At 29.4% G+C, this 18,453-nt stretch carries 19 protein-coding genes; 8 read left to right on the forward strand and 11 right to left on the reverse strand.

The genetic code is table 11. From position 1 onward, the window contains the following. Positions 1-211: 211 nt before the first annotated feature. The 5 genes from ACZ49Z_RS01185 to ACZ49Z_RS01205 form a co-directional block, all read right to left on the reverse strand. The gene (locus tag ACZ49Z_RS01185; protein ID WP_464306378.1) at positions 212-499 is read right to left on the reverse strand and encodes a GIY-YIG nuclease family protein; all 288 of its coding nucleotides are present in this window, start codon (positions 497-499) and stop codon (positions 212-214) included. Positions 500-740: 241 nt separating this feature from the next. After that, complete coding sequence (locus tag ACZ49Z_RS01190) at positions 741-1,196, reverse strand: DUF2750 domain-containing protein (protein ID WP_464306379.1); 456 nt, start codon at positions 1,194-1,196, stop codon at positions 741-743. Positions 1,197-1,358: 162 nt separating this feature from the next. After that, positions 1,359-1,886 (reverse strand): DUF4833 domain-containing protein, encoded by a 528-nt coding sequence (locus ACZ49Z_RS01195; RefSeq protein WP_464306380.1) that lies wholly within the window; start codon positions 1,884-1,886, stop codon positions 1,359-1,361. A 167-nt stretch (positions 1,887-2,053) separates the two neighbouring features. Beyond that, positions 2,054-2,728 carry a hypothetical protein gene (locus ACZ49Z_RS01200; protein WP_464306381.1) on the reverse strand — a complete coding sequence of 225 codons (675 nt, stop codon included), beginning with the start codon at positions 2,726-2,728 and terminating at the stop codon, positions 2,054-2,056. Between the two features lie 130 nt (positions 2,729-2,858). After that, positions 2,859-4,970 carry a TonB-dependent receptor domain-containing protein gene (locus ACZ49Z_RS01205; RefSeq protein WP_464306382.1) on the reverse strand — a complete coding sequence of 704 codons (2,112 nt, stop codon included), beginning with the start codon at positions 4,968-4,970 and terminating at the stop codon, positions 2,859-2,861. Between the two features lie 106 nt (positions 4,971-5,076). Here ACZ49Z_RS01205 and ACZ49Z_RS01210 point away from each other — a divergent pair, with 106 nt between their 5' ends. From ACZ49Z_RS01210 to ACZ49Z_RS01235, 6 genes are all read left to right on the forward strand, one after another. Then, positions 5,077-5,898, forward strand: a complete 822-nt coding sequence (locus ACZ49Z_RS01210) for an alpha/beta hydrolase (RefSeq protein WP_464306383.1) — start codon at positions 5,077-5,079, stop codon at positions 5,896-5,898. A gap of 124 nt (positions 5,899-6,022) precedes the next feature. After that, positions 6,023-7,105 (forward strand): hypothetical protein, encoded by a 1,083-nt coding sequence (locus tag ACZ49Z_RS01215; RefSeq protein ID WP_464306384.1) that lies wholly within the window; start codon positions 6,023-6,025, stop codon positions 7,103-7,105. 94 nt (positions 7,106-7,199) lie between these two features. Next, a complete protein-coding gene (locus ACZ49Z_RS01220; protein ID WP_464306385.1) occupies positions 7,200-8,126 on the forward strand; it encodes a TolB-like translocation protein in 927 nt (308 codons plus the stop codon). A gap of 1 nt (position 8,127) precedes the next feature. Continuing rightward, the gene (locus ACZ49Z_RS01225; RefSeq protein WP_464306386.1) at positions 8,128-8,646 is read left to right on the forward strand and encodes a GNAT family N-acetyltransferase; all 519 of its coding nucleotides are present in this window, start codon (positions 8,128-8,130) and stop codon (positions 8,644-8,646) included. Positions 8,647-8,797: 151 nt separating this feature from the next. Then, entirely contained in the window at positions 8,798-9,631 is an 834-nt protein-coding gene (locus ACZ49Z_RS01230; RefSeq protein WP_464306387.1) for a hypothetical protein, read from the forward strand. Positions 9,632-9,763: 132 nt separating this feature from the next. Next, on the forward strand, positions 9,764-10,153 hold the full coding sequence (locus ACZ49Z_RS01235; RefSeq protein WP_464306388.1) for a DUF2721 domain-containing protein: 390 nt from the start codon (positions 9,764-9,766) through the stop codon (positions 10,151-10,153). A gap of 4 nt (positions 10,154-10,157) precedes the next feature. On the opposite strand, the gene ACZ49Z_RS01240 is transcribed toward ACZ49Z_RS01235, so the two are convergent. Next, entirely contained in the window at positions 10,158-12,377 is a 2,220-nt protein-coding gene (locus ACZ49Z_RS01240; protein ID WP_464306389.1) for an ATP-binding response regulator, read from the reverse strand. A 165-nt stretch (positions 12,378-12,542) separates the two neighbouring features. On the opposite strand from ACZ49Z_RS01240, the gene ACZ49Z_RS01245 reads away from it, so the two are divergent. Further along, the gene (locus tag ACZ49Z_RS01245) at positions 12,543-13,298 is read left to right on the forward strand and encodes a hypothetical protein (RefSeq protein ID WP_464306390.1); all 756 of its coding nucleotides are present in this window, start codon (positions 12,543-12,545) and stop codon (positions 13,296-13,298) included. A 47-nt stretch (positions 13,299-13,345) separates the two neighbouring features. Here the strand turns inward: ACZ49Z_RS01245 and ACZ49Z_RS01250 are convergent, their stop codons facing one another. Genes ACZ49Z_RS01250 through ACZ49Z_RS01265 form a run of 4 tightly spaced genes read right to left on the reverse strand, consistent with a single transcriptional unit; the run spans position 13,346 to position 16,411 of the window. Further along, complete coding sequence (locus ACZ49Z_RS01250) at positions 13,346-14,314, reverse strand: sodium-dependent bicarbonate transport family permease (protein WP_464306391.1); 969 nt, start codon at positions 14,312-14,314, stop codon at positions 13,346-13,348. Between the two features lie 10 nt (positions 14,315-14,324). Next, entirely contained in the window at positions 14,325-15,287 is a 963-nt protein-coding gene (locus ACZ49Z_RS01255) for an L-threonylcarbamoyladenylate synthase (protein WP_464306392.1), read from the reverse strand. A 4-nt stretch (positions 15,288-15,291) separates the two neighbouring features. After that, positions 15,292-16,128 (reverse strand): DUF6671 family protein, encoded by an 837-nt coding sequence (locus ACZ49Z_RS01260; protein ID WP_464306393.1) that lies wholly within the window; start codon positions 16,126-16,128, stop codon positions 15,292-15,294. A 4-nt stretch (positions 16,129-16,132) separates the two neighbouring features. After that, on the reverse strand, positions 16,133-16,411 hold the full coding sequence (locus ACZ49Z_RS01265; protein WP_464306394.1) for a hypothetical protein: 279 nt from the start codon (positions 16,409-16,411) through the stop codon (positions 16,133-16,135). A 239-nt stretch (positions 16,412-16,650) separates the two neighbouring features. Here ACZ49Z_RS01265 and ACZ49Z_RS01270 point away from each other — a divergent pair, with 239 nt between their 5' ends. After that, on the forward strand, positions 16,651-17,574 hold the full coding sequence (locus ACZ49Z_RS01270) for a LysR family transcriptional regulator (protein WP_464306395.1): 924 nt from the start codon (positions 16,651-16,653) through the stop codon (positions 17,572-17,574). Here ACZ49Z_RS01270 and ACZ49Z_RS01275 read toward each other — a convergent pair. Then, positions 17,571-18,188, reverse strand: coding sequence for a murein L,D-transpeptidase catalytic domain-containing protein (locus ACZ49Z_RS01275; protein ID WP_464306396.1), 618 nt, complete (start codon positions 18,186-18,188; stop codon positions 17,571-17,573). The genes ACZ49Z_RS01270 and ACZ49Z_RS01275 overlap by 4 nt on opposite strands. Positions 18,189-18,453: the final 265 nt, after the last annotated feature.

Consider the following 18,453-nt stretch of genomic DNA (forward strand, 5'->3'; position numbering starts at 1 on the left):
CTCGAAGTGACGGAGTGCTGATTTAAATTTCTATTATATCTACTTTGTTTGCTATTATTGGTTCTCGATACATTTTTTACTCCATTTCATTCCATAAAAAACACTCGAACTGACGAAATGCTGATTACAAAAATAGCACATAAACCACTTTAGCAGCACGTCAGTTCGAGTGTTTTTGTGCAGAGAAACGAAACAAAAATGTATCGAGAACTTAAAATTTCTTCTTTGCTAAATTGGGCAAGTCATCAAATTCACCTAATATTAAAGCTTCTTTTTTTGCTCTAGACCACTTTTTTATTTGTTTTTCTTTTTGAATTGCAATAGTTATATCGGTAAACTCAGCATAGAAAACTAATGAAACTGGTCTTCTATTAAAAGTATAACAATCTTGAAAAACACCACTTTCATGCTGAAAAATACGTTGTGAAAGATTGCTTGTAACGCCCGTATAATAGGTGTTATCAGAACATTTTAAAATATATACATAAGAAGTTTTCATCTATATTTTTTTTAAGTGGGTTCTCGATACATTTTCTACTCCATTTCATTACGTAAAAAACACTCGAACTGACGGTGTGCTGATTTAAATTTCTATTATATCTACTTTGTTTGCTGTTATTGGTTCTCGATACATTTTCTACTCCATTTCATTACGTAAAAAAAACTCGAAGTGACGGTGTGCCGTTTAGTTGTGTTTGTTTTGAAAAGAGTAATTTTATTCATTTAAGGAAAGACATTTACTATTTTAGAATCGCCTTTATTTGCTTTTCTAAATCTTTTATTCCTTTAAATCCTTTAAAATTCAACTCTTTCCCAGTTGCTTTTAATTCACTAATTAATTCTAGAATGAGTTCCAAAGGTTCTGCTTCAAATCCAAACATGTTTTGGTCAAATTCTGTTCCAATGATAAGTCCGTCATGATCCATACCAATACACCAATTTTCTATAAATTCCACTAATGGAATTTCAGCAATTTTATAGTTGGACCATTCTTCTTTTATACAAGATTTTGCCAAAGCTATATCAGACCAAAAGCAAATAATACCAATGGGCTCCTCATGGTAGTTAATATAATTATTTGATGTAGAGGTTGCGTATCCTTCTGTATCTTTTAGGGTGTAAACAATAGTAGATTTACAAACGGTTTTTATAAATTTTTTATATTGTTTCTCTATTAAAATGGAGTCTTGTAGCATTTATATTATTTTATGTAAAGGTAATTAGAATGGTTTATTATTTTGCTAAAAAAATTAGACAAGAATTTTTATAAAAGCTTCTTGATACATTTTTCAATCCATTGTATTTCGTTAAATCACTCGAAGTGATGAACTAGCGAACTTATTATAGATTGTATCAAATCAATCCATAACTACTTTTTCTATTATTGCTTTTCCGGTATGAAAGTCTTTTCCATAAAAAAGTACATATTCTACATTGGTGTTTATTCCGAAATAGCCTTCTTTTAATTTTACAAACATTTTATCTAAATACATTTTGTGTGTGTTTACGGTTACATACACTTTTGCTCCTGTGTTTGCTGTATATTTTAGATGAAAATCTATTTCTCCTGAAGCTGCTAGTCTAAATTTATAAAAATTATGTTGCGCTGTTTTTAGGATTACTCCATAGGCTAGCTTTTTTTGTGTATTTGTTAATGGTCTTTTTATGCCGTTTTCTGTATAGGCTATTTGATATTGATTTATGGGTTCTGTGGGGTTTATTATTCCTTCTTTTATGTTAACATCATATACATAGGTGTTATGATTGTTGCTGTGTTGAATGTAGAACAAGCGTGTTGCTGTTTTTTCGGGTTCGGGATAGTTGCTTTGTGCAAAACCAGAGTAGAACAGTAAAAAAGTATAAAAAAAGGTAACGATAACTTTCATTATGATTGCTGTTTTTTTGAAACTTGGTTTGTTTTTTTTAAGGTTATACAAACTTTTTTCTAAGATACTACTTTTTTAAGAATATCTTAAATACGATGGTGTAAGTATAAAATAGGTATAGATATAGTGCTTAATTTTTTAATTCTAGATGATACGGAAACTAGCATTTACTTGCATTTTTCTATTTTTAATTCTTTCATTTTATCGATTTCTTCTTCAGTTTCATAGAGCTGTTGGTCATTGTCTTTATAGAACCATTTTTCATTATGTTTCTCTAAATAACCTTTAATTTCTTTATTTTTTGAAGGTTTTTCTCCTTTAATATAATCAAATGCGTCTTCTCTAATTCCGAATTGTTTTAATTGTACCCATTTGTTTTCACATAAAGTAACTATTTTACAACTATTTATTCTACTAAAATCGCATAAATCGACAACTAAGGCTACTTCATCTTTTCCATCTCGATTAGTATCTCCAATATTTATTAAGCAGTTTAGCCCACGAGCAGTTGTTAAATGTAGCGTATCTGAATTACTTCTATTCATTGATAAATAGACCTGTAATTCTTGTTTAAAAAACCAATCGACAACATCTTCCCATTTATTTAGATAAGGATCGGGTGCACTATCTATTTCTTTTTTATTTAGGTTTGAATAATTATGTTGAAATAGCGTATCCAATTCATCATCGCCATTAAAATCTCCAATAACAAATAGTTTTTCTAATTTATGCATTTCTAATCGTTCAACTTTGCTCTGAAAAACTGGAATTTCATTATGCTTTTCTCTTTTGCAAGAAAGAAAAATTATAACAACTAAACATGAAATTATTATTTTACCCATTCTTTTATTATTGATTAGTTTTTAACCTGAAATCTATGTAACGCTATACTTTCAAGGATAGTTCCACTTCTATTTAATAAAAAAATAATCGAAATTGACAAACTTTACACCATTATAAAATAGGTGAAACTTAATTCAAAACAGGATCGCTATCTTCTTTTTTATTTTTGTTCAACAGGTTCGGATCTTCTTTAGCGAGTTTATTCTTGGTTGGAATTTTATAGTTCAAGGTAAAGCCAAATCGTCTAGTATCGGCTTTGTTTTGAAGTAATAAATCTGTTCCCGATGAACCAAACCCTTGTCTATTGGTATTCAAAATATCATCGAAATTAATAGATATTGATAATTTATCATTTAAGAATTTCTTAGAAAAGGTAACATCTAGACTATGGCTAAAAGATTCTTCTGCTATGAAATAATAATAATTCCCTTTTGTTGTACTATAATTATAATTGGTAATAAATTTAATATCTTTTGGCAGTACAATCTGCGACATTAAATTAATTATCCAAAATCCTTTGGTGTTTACATCTGGAATTTGGTGTAATTGATAACCTGCGTAGGCATATAGAAAATTAATTTTATCGGGATTAAAATCGAATTTCAGAGTTTCTTTTAATCCTTTTGAAAATAACATATAGGGTATTGGCAAGCCTATATTGAAATTATGAATTTTTAGTTCAGGCACATTTATAGTGGTGTTTGAGACTACATCATTATTTACTAAAACCCTATTTATTACCTGATTTTTAGCGTTGCTAATACTATAGCCAATAAAAGCATAGTCAAAGGCACTAATTTTAACTTCATAGTTATCAAAAATTGTGGGTTGCAATTGTGGGTTTCCTGAATAGTTAACATTAGGGTTTTGATAATTGGTATTATTTGGATTCAATGACGATGTGCTAGGTAAGTTTATTTTTTTATTATAGTTTGCATTGAAATAAATTTGTGGTGCAAAATTATATTGTACGCTTGCATTTGGAAAAAAACGAAATTGATTAAAAGGTGTTAAGCTGTTTGTCTCTGTTTTTCCTTCTATAGCATAGTCCTCTGCTCTTCCTCCAAGGATAAAATCGAAATTTTTATAGGAAGATTGGAGTTCTAAATAGGTTGCTGCTGTTCTTCTAGTATAATCTAGATTTGTTGTGCCATCTTGTTTTGTTTCAAAAGATAGATTATCATATAAAGTACCTACACTTATTTTTCCTTCATCAAGAATTTTTATTTCTTCAGAGTAATCTGCTTTAAAATTAAAATATTCTTGCAAAGAGGAATTGTCTAGTATATTCACATTCATTAACCTTGAATCTAAATTAAAATCGTTATTGTTTCTAATATAATTAATTTTAAAATCCAACTTCTTATCGATTGCATCGAAACGTTTTTGATAGGTTGCAACTGCATCTTGACGAATGTTTTTGTTCTTACTAAAATCATTGGTTTGAAAACCAAATCCTGATCCCAGCACATAGGAATCGTTATTATTAAAATTGACATCATAATTTAATAATAATCTATCTCGTTTAAAATCGATTGTCATTGCCGATTTAGCAAAAGTGGTTCTTCCTATTCTATCGGCCTCTGTGTCGGACAAAATTGTGTTTGTATTATTTGCTCTATTCGTAACTGTTGACCAAAGTGCGCTTTCTCTATAATTCTGACCTACATTTAACTGCCAACCAAAATATTTGTTTTTAGAACTCAATAATAGACTATTATTAAATCGAGTTCTTAATTTATCATAACTTGTAAAATTAGCTCCAGAAGAATAAGTAGCGCTCAAATAGCTTTTTGCTCTCCTACTTGTAATAATATTAATAATTGCTCCACCAGAAGTGGCCGGAAATTCGGCTCCGGGTTGGGTAATTATTTCTACTTTTTCAATACTATTTGCAGGCATTCCTTCTAGAAATGCATTCAAGTCGTTTGAAGAAATATTTAAAGGTCTTCCTTCTAAAAATACTTCTAACTGCTTCCCTTGATACATCATTCCTGCTACATCGGAAACGATTAAGCCTGGTAATTTCTTTAATCCTTCTAAAACAGAACCCGAATTGAGATGGGCTTGCGATTCGAAATCGAATATCGTTCTATCGGGCTTTTGCTCTATAGCTTTTTTCTTTTTTACCAATACAACTTCGTTCAAATCTACTTCTTTTTCTTTTGTTTCGGTTTGTTGAGCCAAAACACTAGTTACGCTTTGAAAAAGCACTACAAATAATACAATTAGTTTTTTCACAGTTAATAATATTTTCAGGTTAGTAACCTTTTTGTAAAAAAAGTTACATGTTTTCCAAAAAGAATAAATTATTATATTTGAGGGGTTACAAACATTTATGCTTACTATGAAAAAATTCATTCTTTCTCTATCCTTTCTAATCATAACTACTACAGTAGTTTTTAGTCAAAATTCTAAAAAACCATTTACTATTGGAGAAACAGTTACTATTACTTCGGAAATACTCTCTCAAGAGCGGTTAATTAATATTTACTTACCCGAAGGTTATAAAGAAAATGACTCTATTCCCTACCCTGTTATTTATCTTTTAGACGGTTCGTCAAATGAAGATTTTATTCATGTTTGCGGATTAGTTCAGTTTTTTAATTTACAGTTAAATATGCCTAAAACAATTGTAGTGGGTATTGCTAATATTGACAGAAAGCACGACCTAACTTTTCCTACTGCAGTTGAAGACTTAAAGAAAAGTTATCCTACAACTGGTGGTTCCGAAAAGTTTATTAGTTTTATTGAACAAGAATTGCAACCTTTTATCACTAAAAACTATAAAGTTTCTAATAAAAAATATTTACTCGGACAATCTTTAGGTGGCTTGTTGGCCACAGAAATTTTATTTAAAAAGCCCGAATTGTTTACTCATTATATTATTACAAGTCCTAGCCTATGGTGGGACGACCAATCACTTCTGCATGATGCGGCTCAATATTTAGAAAAAATGAAACAAAAAGTATATGTTTATGTGGCTGTGGGTGAAGAGCACAAGGTAATGATTAAAGACGCAAAAACTTTAGCTGAAACATTGAAGAAATATCCAAAAACAATTAGCACCGATTTTAAGTTTTTTCCAAAAGAAAATCATGCCACCATTTTACACAACAGTTTGTATCATGCTTTTTTACTTGAGTTTCCTTATAAAGAACCTAAATAAACTAAAACTTATAAAGCGTAACATCCCCATTAGTGTATTTGGTTAATGGCTGTTTTTTTTTATAAAAATAGCTTTTTATGGACAATTGTTTTTTTTTAGTATATTGCAATTCAATACAATAACTATGAAGCTACACTACTATTTTTCATTTCTTCTAATGCTATTCACTTTTTCATCTTGTAATAAAGAAGATGAAAGTGAAGAATACACTACTGTTTCCCCAGTAAAAATGGATTTAACATTAGTTCCTTATCCTAAACTTTCAGATTATAATTTCTTTCAAGGAGAAATAAAAAACCAACAACCTGTTTTGGGTGTTGTCCCATTCCAACCGGAAAGCGTATTGTTTACTGATTATGCAGAAAAGAAAAGATTTGTCTGGATGCCAACTGGTTTAAAAGCTACCTATGTGAATGATTTTTCAATTTTGGACTTGCCTATTGGTGCAGCTTTAATTAAGAATTTCTATTATAATAATGTGCAGCCATCAAACACAACAAAGATAATTGAAACAAGGATTATGATTCGAAAATCTGACGGATGGATTTATGCTAATTATGTTTGGAATGATGCACAAACAGAGGCTTTTTTAGATTTAAATGGAAGTACACAACAAATTACATGGACAGACAATAATGCTATTACCAGAACAATTGACTACGTTATTCCAGATGAAATGAAATGTGCAGGTTGTCATACTATTTCTAACATTAAAAAACCTATCGGAATAAAACCTCAAAATTTAAATGGCAATTATACCTATTCCGATGGTACTTCCAATCAACTTGCTAAATGGATCAATTTAGGCATCTTAGAAAACAATCTACCAAGCAACATTAATAGTGTTGTAGATTACACAGACACTTCACATTCAACAGAGATTAGAGTACGTTCCTATTTTGATGCAAATTGTGCGCATTGTCATCAACCAGGTGGCTACGCCGATTATTACAACTTGAAATTTGAATTTAAAGAAACCACCAACTTGACTAACATGGGAGTTTGTGTTGCCCCAAATCATCTAGTGCCTGGTTTGGAAGGAAGAATTGTTAGTCCTGGAAATACAGCCCAATCTTTATTATATTATAGAGTCACTACAAACGATCCCTACTATAGAATGCCTTTCTTAGGGAGAAGTATTGTTCATCAAGAAGGTGCCGCTTTAATTGCAGATTGGATTAATGCAATTCCAAGTTGCCCTGATTAATTTAAAAAACATTTTAAAAGCCTTACTTGTTTTTTCAATTTTTAAAAGGGTTCTTTTTTACTATATTTACGTAAATTAGATTCAATTTAATACAATGCATAAAAACACAGTTCATTTTATTGTGACATTAATCTTTGCTACAGGATTTGCACAAAAAGAAAAAAAACCAATAGTTGCTTTTGACTTTTTAAAAACCTATCAAAACGTTAGGGATATTACTATTTCTAAAGATGGAAAAGAAATCTATTTCACTATACAAAGTCCAGACGAACAAGTTTCTAAAATAGCTTTCATTACACAACATAAAAACAAATGGTCTAAACCAAAATTAGTTCCTTTTTCAAGCGCCCACAGAGACATTGAACCTTTTTTATCTCTAGATGGCTTACGTTTGTATTTTGCTTCTAACAGACCTTTACAAGATACTATTTCAGAAAGTAAAGATTATGACATTTGGTTTGTGGAACGAAAAAACATGAAGGACGATTGGTCAAAGGCTATTAATATAGGATCCCCTGTTAATTCTGAGAAAGATGAATTTTTCCCTTCTGTTGCAACAAATGGGAATTTATATTTTACTTCGGAAAACAATCAATCCCTTGGAAAAGATGATATTTTTGTTTCTAAATGGCATAACAACAGCTATACTAATCCTGAAAATTTAGGTTTAAATATTAACAGTGAAGAGTATGAATTTAATGCATTTATTGCTCCAGATGAGTCTTTTTTGATTTATACTTGCTACAAACGACCCGATAGTTTTGGAAGTGGAGACCTCTATATTAGCTACAAAAACGATAAAAACGAATGGGAAAAAGCTAAAAATATAGGTAATAAAATAAATTCATCAATGATGGATTATTGTCCTTTCTATGATACTGAAAATGAGATTCTCTATTTTACAAGTAAAAGAAATTCTGTTTCAAACAGCTACTTTCATTCTATTGAAGATTTCCAAAAAGAAATAAGCAAAGAGGAGAATGGTTTTAGTAGAATTTACAAATACAACATCAAACTATAAAATGAATTGGCAACCTCTACTTAAGAACGAATTAATTACACTAAGACCGCTTATCCAAACCGACTTTGATGCGCTTTACAGTGTTGCTTCAGATCCTCTCATTTGGGAACAACACCCAAACAATGATCGTTATCTAGAACCTGTTTTTAGAGATTTTTTTGCTTTAGCACTAGACTCGAAAGGTGCTTTTGTAATAATTGACAATAGTACCAATAACATAATTGGATCTTCACGTTTTTACGAATATGATGCGATAAAAAAACAAGTAGTTATTGGTTATACTTTTATTTCTAGAGCTTACTGGGGAACAAATTACAACAGAAATATTAAGGAATTAATGATGAACTATGCTTTTCAGTTTGTAGATGCAATTCATTTTCATGTTGGAATAACAAATTATCGTTCTAGAAGAGCAATGGAAAAATTGGGTGGAGAAATTATTGGGCATCTTGTATCTAAAACTGGTGTTATTGGAAATCCTATTTATGAAATAAAAAAAGAGAAGTCTCATAACACTTAGTTTTTTTTTGCAACAATCACTATTTTAATTTATCTAAAAATTAATAACAGTAAAAACTGTTAAAACTAAATTTTGTTAAAAAAATTAACTTTTAGACTAAACCTTTCCTTTCTTTTTGCATCTAATATTTATGAACTTAAAAATTATGATTATGAAAAATTTAAATCGTTTTTTTATTTTAGGAGTAGCCTTTACAAGTTTCTTTTTTCAATCCTGTGACAAAGACGTAGTCGAGGATGTAGCTGTAGATAAAGATTTATTAAATGCAAATGCACAGATTGATTTCGCTAACGAGTTAGATTTTAGTACAGGTTTAGACATTAGTACAGAAAACGGAACTTACTCAAGCAAAACAGGCAACACCGAAAACTTTTCTCCTTCTTGTGCTACAATCTCTGTAAACAACGCAACTCCTGGAGTTTTTCCTAAAATTTTCACTGTAGATTTTGGAACGGGTTGTTTGAACAATGGTATTAATCGTTCGGGTATTTTAACTATTACATTAACAAATTATTTAATAAATACAGGCTGTCAAATGACAATAGAGCGTTCTAATTATTATGTAAATGGCAGAAAAATTGAAGGAACTGTTGTTTATGAAAACATTACATCGAACCCTCAAACTCCAAAATGGACAAGAACAGTAACAAATGGTAAACTAACAACTATTACGGGCGGTGTTTTCACTTTTTCTGGAACCAGAACAGTACAACAAATTGCAGGAGTTGGCACATTAACTCTTGGTGATAACATTTACGAAATTTTATCTGGAAACCACACTGTAAATTGTCCTAATGGAACATCTTTAACGGTAACCGTACTTACTCCATTGATTAAAAAATATGCTTGTAATTATATTTCTCAAGGTCAATTAAATCTTCAAGGCTCCTATCTAGATGGAGTTTTAGACTATGGCAATAATACTTGCGACAATATGGCTACCTATACACATTCTAACGGTACTGTTTATACTATTTCATTATAATCAATCAGTAGCTTTATATAGAAAACATCCTTTAAAAGCAAATACAAAGGATGTTTTTTTGTTTACTAACTTTCTTTTACAAATTGATTAGGCAAAAGAAAAAATAAGTTTGTAAATTTGGAAATAAAAAACATGAATCTTTCTATAGAAACCCCTGCACTTCTTTTTTCTGCTACTTCTTTAATTTTACTTGCCTATACTAATCGTTTTTTAACTATAGCTCAAATTATTAGAAGTCTCAAAAAAACATATGATGAGGAAGAAAATAGAATTATTTTATTAGAAATAAAAAACTTAAATCTTAGACTAACCCTTATTCGATATATGCAATTATTTGGAGTAATGTGCTTGTTTTTATCGGTTTTTTCAATGCTTTTGCTTTTTATTGGACACACTTCAATAGGAATCTATTTGTTTGGGTTGTCTTTGCTTAGTTTACTTCTTTCTTTAGGGCTTTCATTTTGGGAAATAAGCATTTCTGTAAAAGCTTTACGTTTACATTTGAGCGATTTAAAAGATTAACAAATTATACAGCTACTGCTTGAAATGCTTTTTTTAGCTTTTCAACTTCAAAAGGCTTCCATAAAAAACCATTAAAGCTACTTGTTTCATAGTTTTCTGCTGTTAGCATTGTATCTGCCGTTAAGGCTAATATTGGTGTACTATTATTTAAGTTTGAAGTAGTTTTAATCAAATTAGCTACTTCAAATCCATTCATTTCTGGCATGTGAATATCCATTAAAATAAAGTCGAATATTTTTTCTTTAACTATTTTAATCGCTTGTTTTCCATTGATTACATGTTCTGGTAACATGTCCCATTTAGAAAGAATTTTCATTAACAAAGTAGCATTTATCAGTGTATCTTCAACAATTAATACTTTTTTCCCTTTTAAATCTACTTCTTTTCCCTGCTCTTTCAAAACAATATTACTTGCTAAAACTCTGTTCATTTTTAACGTAAAATAAAACACAGATCCTTTACCAATGGTACTTTTTAATTTAATTTTACTTTGGTGTAATTCTACAATTTTTTTAACAATAGCTAAACCTAAGCCTGTTCCCCCTTGATTTCTTGTTAAAACGGGTTTTATTTGAGAGAAACTTTCAAAAATTTCGTTCTTGTTTTTCTTAGATATACCTTCACCAGTATCTTTAACTTCAAATAGAATTTTATCATATTCTTTTTTTATTTTTAATAATGATACTGATACTTCCACCACTCCTTTATCTGTAAATTTAATTGCATTACTAATTAAATTATTTAAAATTTGAGTAATTTTAGTTTCATCTATAAAATAGAGGTAATTGCTTTTAACAGCATAATTAAATTTCAACTTCAACCCTTTGTCTTGAGCTTGTTTTTCATATACATTTACTGTTCTCTGTACTAATTCAAAAAGATTAACAGGACTTCGCTCTAATCTTGATTTGTGAGAATCTAACTTAGAGAAATCTAAAACATCATTTACAATTTTTATTAAATTAGACGATGCAAATTGTAAACTTTTAAGCAATTTATTCCCTTCTTCAGTTGTTTCTCCTTCTAGCAAAGAGACAATTGAAGTAATCGCATTTAAAGGTGTTCTAATTTCGTGACTCATAATTGAAAGAAACTCTTGACGCATCCTAATAGCATTAACTTCGTCTAAATTTTTCTTTTCTAAAATTTGTTGCTTTTCTTTATCTAATATAGATTCTCTCTTTAACAAATCCATTTTAGAAATCATTTCATAATTCTCAATAACTTTCAATGTTTGAGCATTGATAACCGCTTCTTTTTCCTTCTGATATCGTTCAAAAAAATCTAATGATAAATAATACTCTTTTTTTTCTTTATAAATGAAGTATATTAATTTATTTAATTTTATTGTTGACATTGCTAGCTTTAATTCTCCAGCAATCTGAAGTCCTAACAATGCATATTCTAAGGCTAAATCTAATTTATCAATTTTATAATACATTTCGCCTAGCTTGGTATAACTCATTGCGATACCTGTATTTTCACCCATTTCCTTATGTATTGCTAAAGCTTTAAAATAGTATTGTTCTGCTTTCTCAAATTCATTTAAATAAAAAAAGACTTTAGCTTTTCCATAAATAGCATATCCTAAACCTCTAATATCATTGGAGAATTCTTTTAATTGAATTGATTTTTCTATAAAACGCATTGCAAATTTTAGCTTACCGTTTTTTGCTAAAATTCCAGATATGTTATTATATACATTAGATTCTAAATCGGAATTATTAATTTTTTTTGCGTTTTTAACAGCACTTTTATAGGACTTAAATGCATTATTTTGATCTCCAATGTAACCATATATAGTACCTAACGATTTTTCTGTTCTCGATTGGTTATAACAATCATCATGCTTTTGATATATTTTTAAGGCATCAATAAATGCAATTAACCCTAAATGATACAAGTTCGTTTTGTAGTAAACACCAGCTAAACTATATTTAGCATCAGCAATACCTTTTTCATCTTCAAGGTCTGTAAAAATTTGCAACGCTTCCTGAGCAAAAAAAGTAGCCTTGTCCATTTCACCAATCACCATATAATACAAGGATAATTGACTATAACATTTGGCTTGAAGTGATTTATTGTTAATTGCAATACTACTTTCCAAAGCATTTTGAGTTAACAAAATACTCTTAGAAAGGCTGTTAATTCTAATACGATGGGCTTCATCTAGCAACAAAAGTATTTCACTTTCTTTTTTGCTACCACAGGTTAGGTTTAACATTTATGTAAATTTGGGTTGCTAAATATATAAAAAAAAACAACAAAAACAACTTTTTCAAAAACATGACACAAAAAAAATTGTTTTTTTCTCTAAACCTTTTCTATTTTTTATTGTCTTATTGCTAAACTAATAATTAGAGAATTTTTAATCTAAAACCTAAAAATTATGAAACAAAGACTATCCATTTTAATAACAATTGTAGGGATTACATTAGGTCTTGGGCAGGAATACAGAGGAGAAGACTTCAGTTTAGAAGGTGCTTTAGCAATATTTAAGAACTCGAATTCATTAGAAGAATTTGAGAAATCAATTAATACAAAGGAAAATGATGTCAACAATTTAGATTTAAATAACGATGATGAAATTGATTATATCAATGTTGAGGCTATAAAAGAAAACAATAGCCATATAATTGTATTATCCACCTATCTAAATAATAATACTGCTCAAGAGATTGCCACAATTGGCATTGAAAAAACCGATAAAGAATTTGCAATAATTCAAATTGAAGGAAACGAAGATTTGTATGTAGAAAATACTATTATTGAGCCCTTTGAAGTTGCAGAAGAAGTAGATTCCTCAAAAAAAGGGCCAAATAGTGCTGTCGTCTCACCAATTAGAACTATTGTTAATGTTTGGTTTTGGCCATGCGTCAGATATGTTTACCATCCAAATTATATTGCTTGGAAATCGCCATACAGATGGAAAAAACACCCAAACTTTTGGAAACCTTGGAAACCCTACAAACACACCATTTTTAGAAATAAATGCATTAAACATCATTCTCATTTTCATAGCACAAAAACACATCGTGTTGTGGTATTAAAAAATAGACATTCTAAAAGAGAAACAGCTTCTCAAAATAAAAACTATAAAAGAAAGAAAGCAAACACAAAAAGTATCGCTAGAAAAAAACATTAAAATATAAACGGTGTAATTATTTTACTATTTACACCGTTCTTTTCAAATTATGAATTCATTATTATTGTTAGGTATAATGGCATTCCGAGAGTAATATTTACTGGAAACGTTACTGCTAAAGCCATTGGTATATATATTCCTGGATTGGCCTTTGGTACTGCCATTTTCATAGCCGCTGGCACTGCAATATAGGAAGCACTTGCTGTTAGAATAGACAAAATAAACCTATCTCCTACACCATTCATAATAAAACCACTTAAATAAGCAAACACTATACCGTTTAACAATGGTATTATAATAGCAAATAGTACCGTAAACTTTCCGTTTTTCAAAAAGTCTTTTAATTTTTTCCCGCAAACAATTCCCATATCTAAAAGAAAAATTGCAAGAAACCCTTTAAAAATATCGGTTGTAAATGGTTTTATCCCCATGGCTTGTTTGTCGCTTGCTAAAAAACCTATAACTAAACTTCCTAATATTAGCAACACACTTCCATTTGCAAAAGAGTGCTTTATAACAGTTGAAATTTTTTGTTCAGGAGCATCTGCTTTTTTCTTTGAAAACATCCTAATAAGAATAACACCAACAATGATCGCTGGAGCTTCCATTAGAGCCATAACAGCTACCATGTGACCATTGAAAGTTATATTTTGAATTTCTAAAAATGAAACCGCTGTTACAAACGTTACTGCACTAACAGATCCATAAGCTGCAGCTATTGCTCCCGCATTTGAAACAGACAAACGTTTTTTTAAGATAAAGAAAGTATAAAGCGGAATGATAATAGCTGTAAAAATTCCAAAAATTATACTCCAAATAATTTCCATAGAAAATGAACTATGCGCTAATTCTTGTCCGCCTTTAAAGCCTATTGAAAATAGTAGATAAAGAGAAATGAACTTTGATGAATTTTCTGGAATTGCTAAATCACTTTTAAGTCTTACTGCTATAATTCCTAATAAAAAAAACAATAAGGCCGGATTCGTTAAATTGTCTAATAATAAATTTATATTCATTTTTTTTTAATTATTTTGAACTTGCTCTCTTAAGCCTATCGTTAATACTCATCCCTAAATTTTTATTTTCAAACCATTCCACTACAATCACTTCGGCTTTAAAAGCATCGGCTTTAATCAATGTGCTGTATAGTTTTGAAGCAGCTTCTTCCACATCTCCATCACTCGATAATAGTAATTGATGTGTAACTGAATCATGATTTATTCTTTTATTAAATCCTATAAAAACTACGCTTTTAAAATCATTCATTTCTAGAAAATAATTAACATTACCAACTACATAAAGTGGGGTTTTTGGAGCATAATGCTTAGTAAACATTCCTGGAGCAGTCGGATTTTGATTGGGTTGTAAATTATTCAACATCTTAACCTTCCCAACAACCAATTCAATTTTTTCTAAGGTTAAAGAACCTAAACGATATACAACAGGCTCATCATTTTCAAAACCAATAATAGTGGACTCTATTCCTTTACTACACGAACCTCCATCTAAAACAAATGGTAAAACATTTTCAAAATATGAAACCACATGTGATGCTTTGGTTGCACTAACACAATTTGATGGATTTGCGCTTGGAGCCGCGATAGGGTAATCCAATTCCTGTAGCAATTGTAGTGTTAACCGATGATCTGGAACTCTTAGTGCAACTGTTTCTTTGTTTGCAGTAATATAATCTGGAATTAATGGTGACTTTTTCAATAATAATGTTAATGGTCCAGGCCAAAATGTTTTTGCTAAAATTGTTGCTTTTAAAGGAATATTTTGAGCATATTTTGATAATTCTTGCTCAGATTTTATATGAACTATTAATGGATTATTTAAAGGGCGGTTTTTAATTGTATATATTTTTTTTATAGCTTCTTTAGAATATATATTTGCTGCTAAACCATAAACTGTCTCGGTAGGAATGGCTACGACTTCATTTTGATCTAACCATTTAACAGCTTCTAAAGTGTCTTTACTTTTCAGCATTTTGTTAAGGATTACAATAATTACAAAATTGTTGTTCTTCTTTCTTTTTTTGATAAGGAAATTTCATTGTTTCCTTATAATTACATTTTTTACATTTATAAATATGTGCTAACGTTGATGCAGTAGGCAAACCACAACCTTCACAGGGCAAACCAGTAATTACTTCTGAGACATCAAAACCTGGAATAAAACAATCTGGACAAACATTGTTGATTTTTTTTAAAAGTTTCCTAGTCGCTTTCTCTATTACTTTCATCCTTGAAGGGTTGCACATTGCTCTCATATCTGTTTCTACAAAAACATCATAACCTTTACTTTTAATAGTATCGAAAGCAACAATCAGCTCATCTTCATTTTGAATTCCTTTATAAATGATTTTAGGTTTTTCATTACTTGATTTCAAAATTAAAGCATGGGAAGGAAACAATGCTTTTTTAGAAAATTCATAGAGTTCCTCTCTACTAGACACAACGGCATGAGCATAATTTGTTTCTGTACAAATTTCTCTTGCGACAATTTCAATATTGTTTTTAACATCTAAAAACATTATTAATTCATCATTTGCAGGAACAAAGAAAAAAGAAGGATGCGCCCCAAAAGATCCTTCAGATGCAATAACTAATTCAAATTCAGTTTCTTTTAATGCAAAAACACATTTTTTTCGCAGTGTTATTAGGGCGTCATCTTTTCGTTCAATTTCTCCTGAAAAAGTACCTAATGTATCAGTATCAAAACGATGATTAACCACACACTCAACTCCTAATTCTTCTTCTAACAAAGGTTGAATTACTTTCTCTTTATTATGTTGTGTTGCAATTAAAACTTGTCTATTAATAAACATTTTTTTAGGACTCTAATAGTTCTATTTTAATATCTCCTGTTATTTTAATTTTTGCATGAGTTTTCATTGCTTCCATTATGGAATGACTAACTAACTCTTTAGCATCTTCTAGTTCAACTATTCTGCTTTCAGAAGAAAACGTTGTTCCTAAATTTCTTTCTCTAATGCTAAAAGCTTCTAATTGATGAAATCTAATTTTGTTATTTATTAATGAAAACAACACATCCTGAGCCTCTTCTGGATCAAAAACACCTTTAACTAATTTGAAATCTAACTCTTTCATTTTAACACTTTTTTAGATTGTTTTGAAATAATTGTTATAAATAATAAAATCATCAACCCTAATACTGAATACTCTACAAAAATATTCAATGGTTTTGTTAGTAATAAACTTGTAATAACTAACAGAATTACGACTATAATTAAATTATGTTTCATGTATTTTTATTTACTGTGCAAAATTGCAGTTTTATATTTATAAATTTTTATTTATATTTGTAATGAATATCATTAATATATTTTATGAACTATACTTTACACCAGTTACATGTATTTCTAAAGATAACCCAAACAAAAAGCATAACAAAAGCAGCTGAAGAGCTACACCTCACACAACCAGCTGTTTCCATTCAATTAAAGAATTTTCAAGATCAGTTTGAAATTCCATTAACCGAAGTAATTGGAAGACAACTTTATGTAACCGATTTCGGAGTTGAAATTGCTGAAGCAGCACAAAAAATACTTAATGAAGTACAAGAAATTCAAAACAAAACACTTGCTTTTAAAGGACAGCTTACTGGAAAATTAAAAATATCTGTAGTGTCAACAGGAAAATATATTATTCCATATTTTCTTTCGGATTTTTTAAAAATGCACGAAGGAGTTGAGCTCTCTTTAGATGTAACAAACAAAGTAAAAGTGATAAAAAGTCTTGAAAAAAACGAAGTTGATTTTTCATTAGTTTCTATTCTTCCAGAAAACCTTTTAATCAATAATGAAGAGTTAATGAGCAATAAATTATTTCTTGTAGCTAACAAAGATTTTAAAATCCCTAAAAAACACTACAACTTAAATAAATTTAACGACTTAACAATGATTTACCGAGAAGAAGGTTCGGGAACAAGATGGAAAATGGAGCGTTTTTTTGAAAATAATAATTTAAAAATTGTAAAAAAACTTGAACTTACATCTAACGAAGCTGTAAAACAAGCTGTAATTGCAGGTATTGGTGTTTCTATTATGCCTTTAATCGGTCTAAAAAACGAATTACTAAACAACGATTTACAAATTATTCCCGTTAAAGAACTTCCTGTTGAAACAACTTGGAATTTAATTTGGCACAAACAAAAATCATTATCACCTGTTGCAAAAGCCTATTTAGCATTTATAAAAGAAAACAAATCTAAAGTTATCGACAAAAAATTCAAATGGTACAATGAATATTAATCAATTATCCATAACAAAACTGGTTTTTCACTCTTTTGCAATTGCTCGTCTAACTCTTCCATAAATTCATTAGAAACCGCAGGACACCCCCAACTTAAAGGGCTATATTTAGGATATACCTCTTCATTTTTCACTGCTTCCCAAGAATGCAAAACAACAACTCTTTTAACAGCTGTGTTGTTCGTTTTTTCTAAGCCATGAATCCAATATTTAACATTAATTCCCCAAGAACTATAATCTCTTTTCCCTATCTTATATTTTCCTTTCATCGAACAATGACTCCCATTCTTCGTGCTAAATTTTGCCTTTTCCCACTTTTCTGGATTTTCTTCAAACTTATCACAACTTCCATGAGTAACTAGCTTTTCTTTTATAATTATATCCTTTTTAAAATCATAAATAAAAAATCTATTTTTCCCAGAATGAATACTAAAATCTAATAAATAATAAAAATCTTGATTAAATCCATTCTGCTTTGCATAATTCAAGGCTTCTTTATGATAAGTGTTATATCCTCTATTACTAGTCTTAATATCATTACAATCTAATCTATTTACCTCTTTATTATTACAACATAAAAAAGCAACAAAAAAAACAAACAGCAAATTCTTCATTCTCTTTTCCTATTTAAAAGACAATGATAAAACATTTTCTGAACCTTATACGTTAATTAATACTTAAAATAAACAACTTTTCAACAGAAAAGAAAACACTCTGCATCAAATTAATTGATTAACATTTTACAAATCAATAAAACAACTTTTAAAGTATTAAAAAAAACAGTTATAATTTCTATAACCAAAATAAATAATACATCAACAAAATATAAAACCACAATCAATATCGATTATTTTAGAAGTTTTAATCTAAAAAACAATT

Source organism: Flavobacterium sp. KY-23415 (assembly GCF_055384985.1).

Coding starts and splice junctions, on each gene's coding strand:
- ACZ49Z_RS01185 (WP_464306378.1), bottom strand. CDS start 499: ATGAAAACTTCTTATGTATATATTTTAAAATGTTCTGATAACACCTAT.
- ACZ49Z_RS01190 (WP_464306379.1), bottom strand. CDS start 1,196: ATGCTACAAGACTCCATTTTAATAGAGAAACAATATAAAAAATTTATA.
- ACZ49Z_RS01195 (WP_464306380.1), bottom strand. CDS start 1,886: ATGAAAGTTATCGTTACCTTTTTTTATACTTTTTTACTGTTCTACTCT.
- ACZ49Z_RS01200 (WP_464306381.1), bottom strand. CDS start 2,728: ATGGGTAAAATAATAATTTCATGTTTAGTTGTTATAATTTTTCTTTCT.
- ACZ49Z_RS01210 (WP_464306383.1), top strand. CDS start 5,077: ATGAAAAAATTCATTCTTTCTCTATCCTTTCTAATCATAACTACTACA.
- ACZ49Z_RS01215 (WP_464306384.1), top strand. CDS start 6,023: ATGAAGCTACACTACTATTTTTCATTTCTTCTAATGCTATTCACTTTT.
- ACZ49Z_RS01220 (WP_464306385.1), top strand. CDS start 7,200: ATGCATAAAAACACAGTTCATTTTATTGTGACATTAATCTTTGCTACA.
- ACZ49Z_RS01225 (WP_464306386.1), top strand. CDS start 8,128: ATGAATTGGCAACCTCTACTTAAGAACGAATTAATTACACTAAGACCG.
- ACZ49Z_RS01230 (WP_464306387.1), top strand. CDS start 8,798: ATGAAAAATTTAAATCGTTTTTTTATTTTAGGAGTAGCCTTTACAAGT.
- ACZ49Z_RS01235 (WP_464306388.1), top strand. CDS start 9,764: ATGAATCTTTCTATAGAAACCCCTGCACTTCTTTTTTCTGCTACTTCT.
- ACZ49Z_RS01240 (WP_464306389.1), bottom strand. CDS start 12,377: ATGTTAAACCTAACCTGTGGTAGCAAAAAAGAAAGTGAAATACTTTTG.
- ACZ49Z_RS01245 (WP_464306390.1), top strand. CDS start 12,543: ATGAAACAAAGACTATCCATTTTAATAACAATTGTAGGGATTACATTA.
- ACZ49Z_RS01250 (WP_464306391.1), bottom strand. CDS start 14,314: ATGAATATAAATTTATTATTAGACAATTTAACGAATCCGGCCTTATTG.
- ACZ49Z_RS01255 (WP_464306392.1), bottom strand. CDS start 15,287: ATGCTGAAAAGTAAAGACACTTTAGAAGCTGTTAAATGGTTAGATCAA.
- ACZ49Z_RS01260 (WP_464306393.1), bottom strand. CDS start 16,128: ATGTTTATTAATAGACAAGTTTTAATTGCAACACAACATAATAAAGAG.
- ACZ49Z_RS01265 (WP_464306394.1), bottom strand. CDS start 16,411: ATGAAAGAGTTAGATTTCAAATTAGTTAAAGGTGTTTTTGATCCAGAA.
- ACZ49Z_RS01270 (WP_464306395.1), top strand. CDS start 16,651: ATGAACTATACTTTACACCAGTTACATGTATTTCTAAAGATAACCCAA.
- ACZ49Z_RS01275 (WP_464306396.1), bottom strand. CDS start 18,188: ATGAAGAATTTGCTGTTTGTTTTTTTTGTTGCTTTTTTATGTTGTAAT.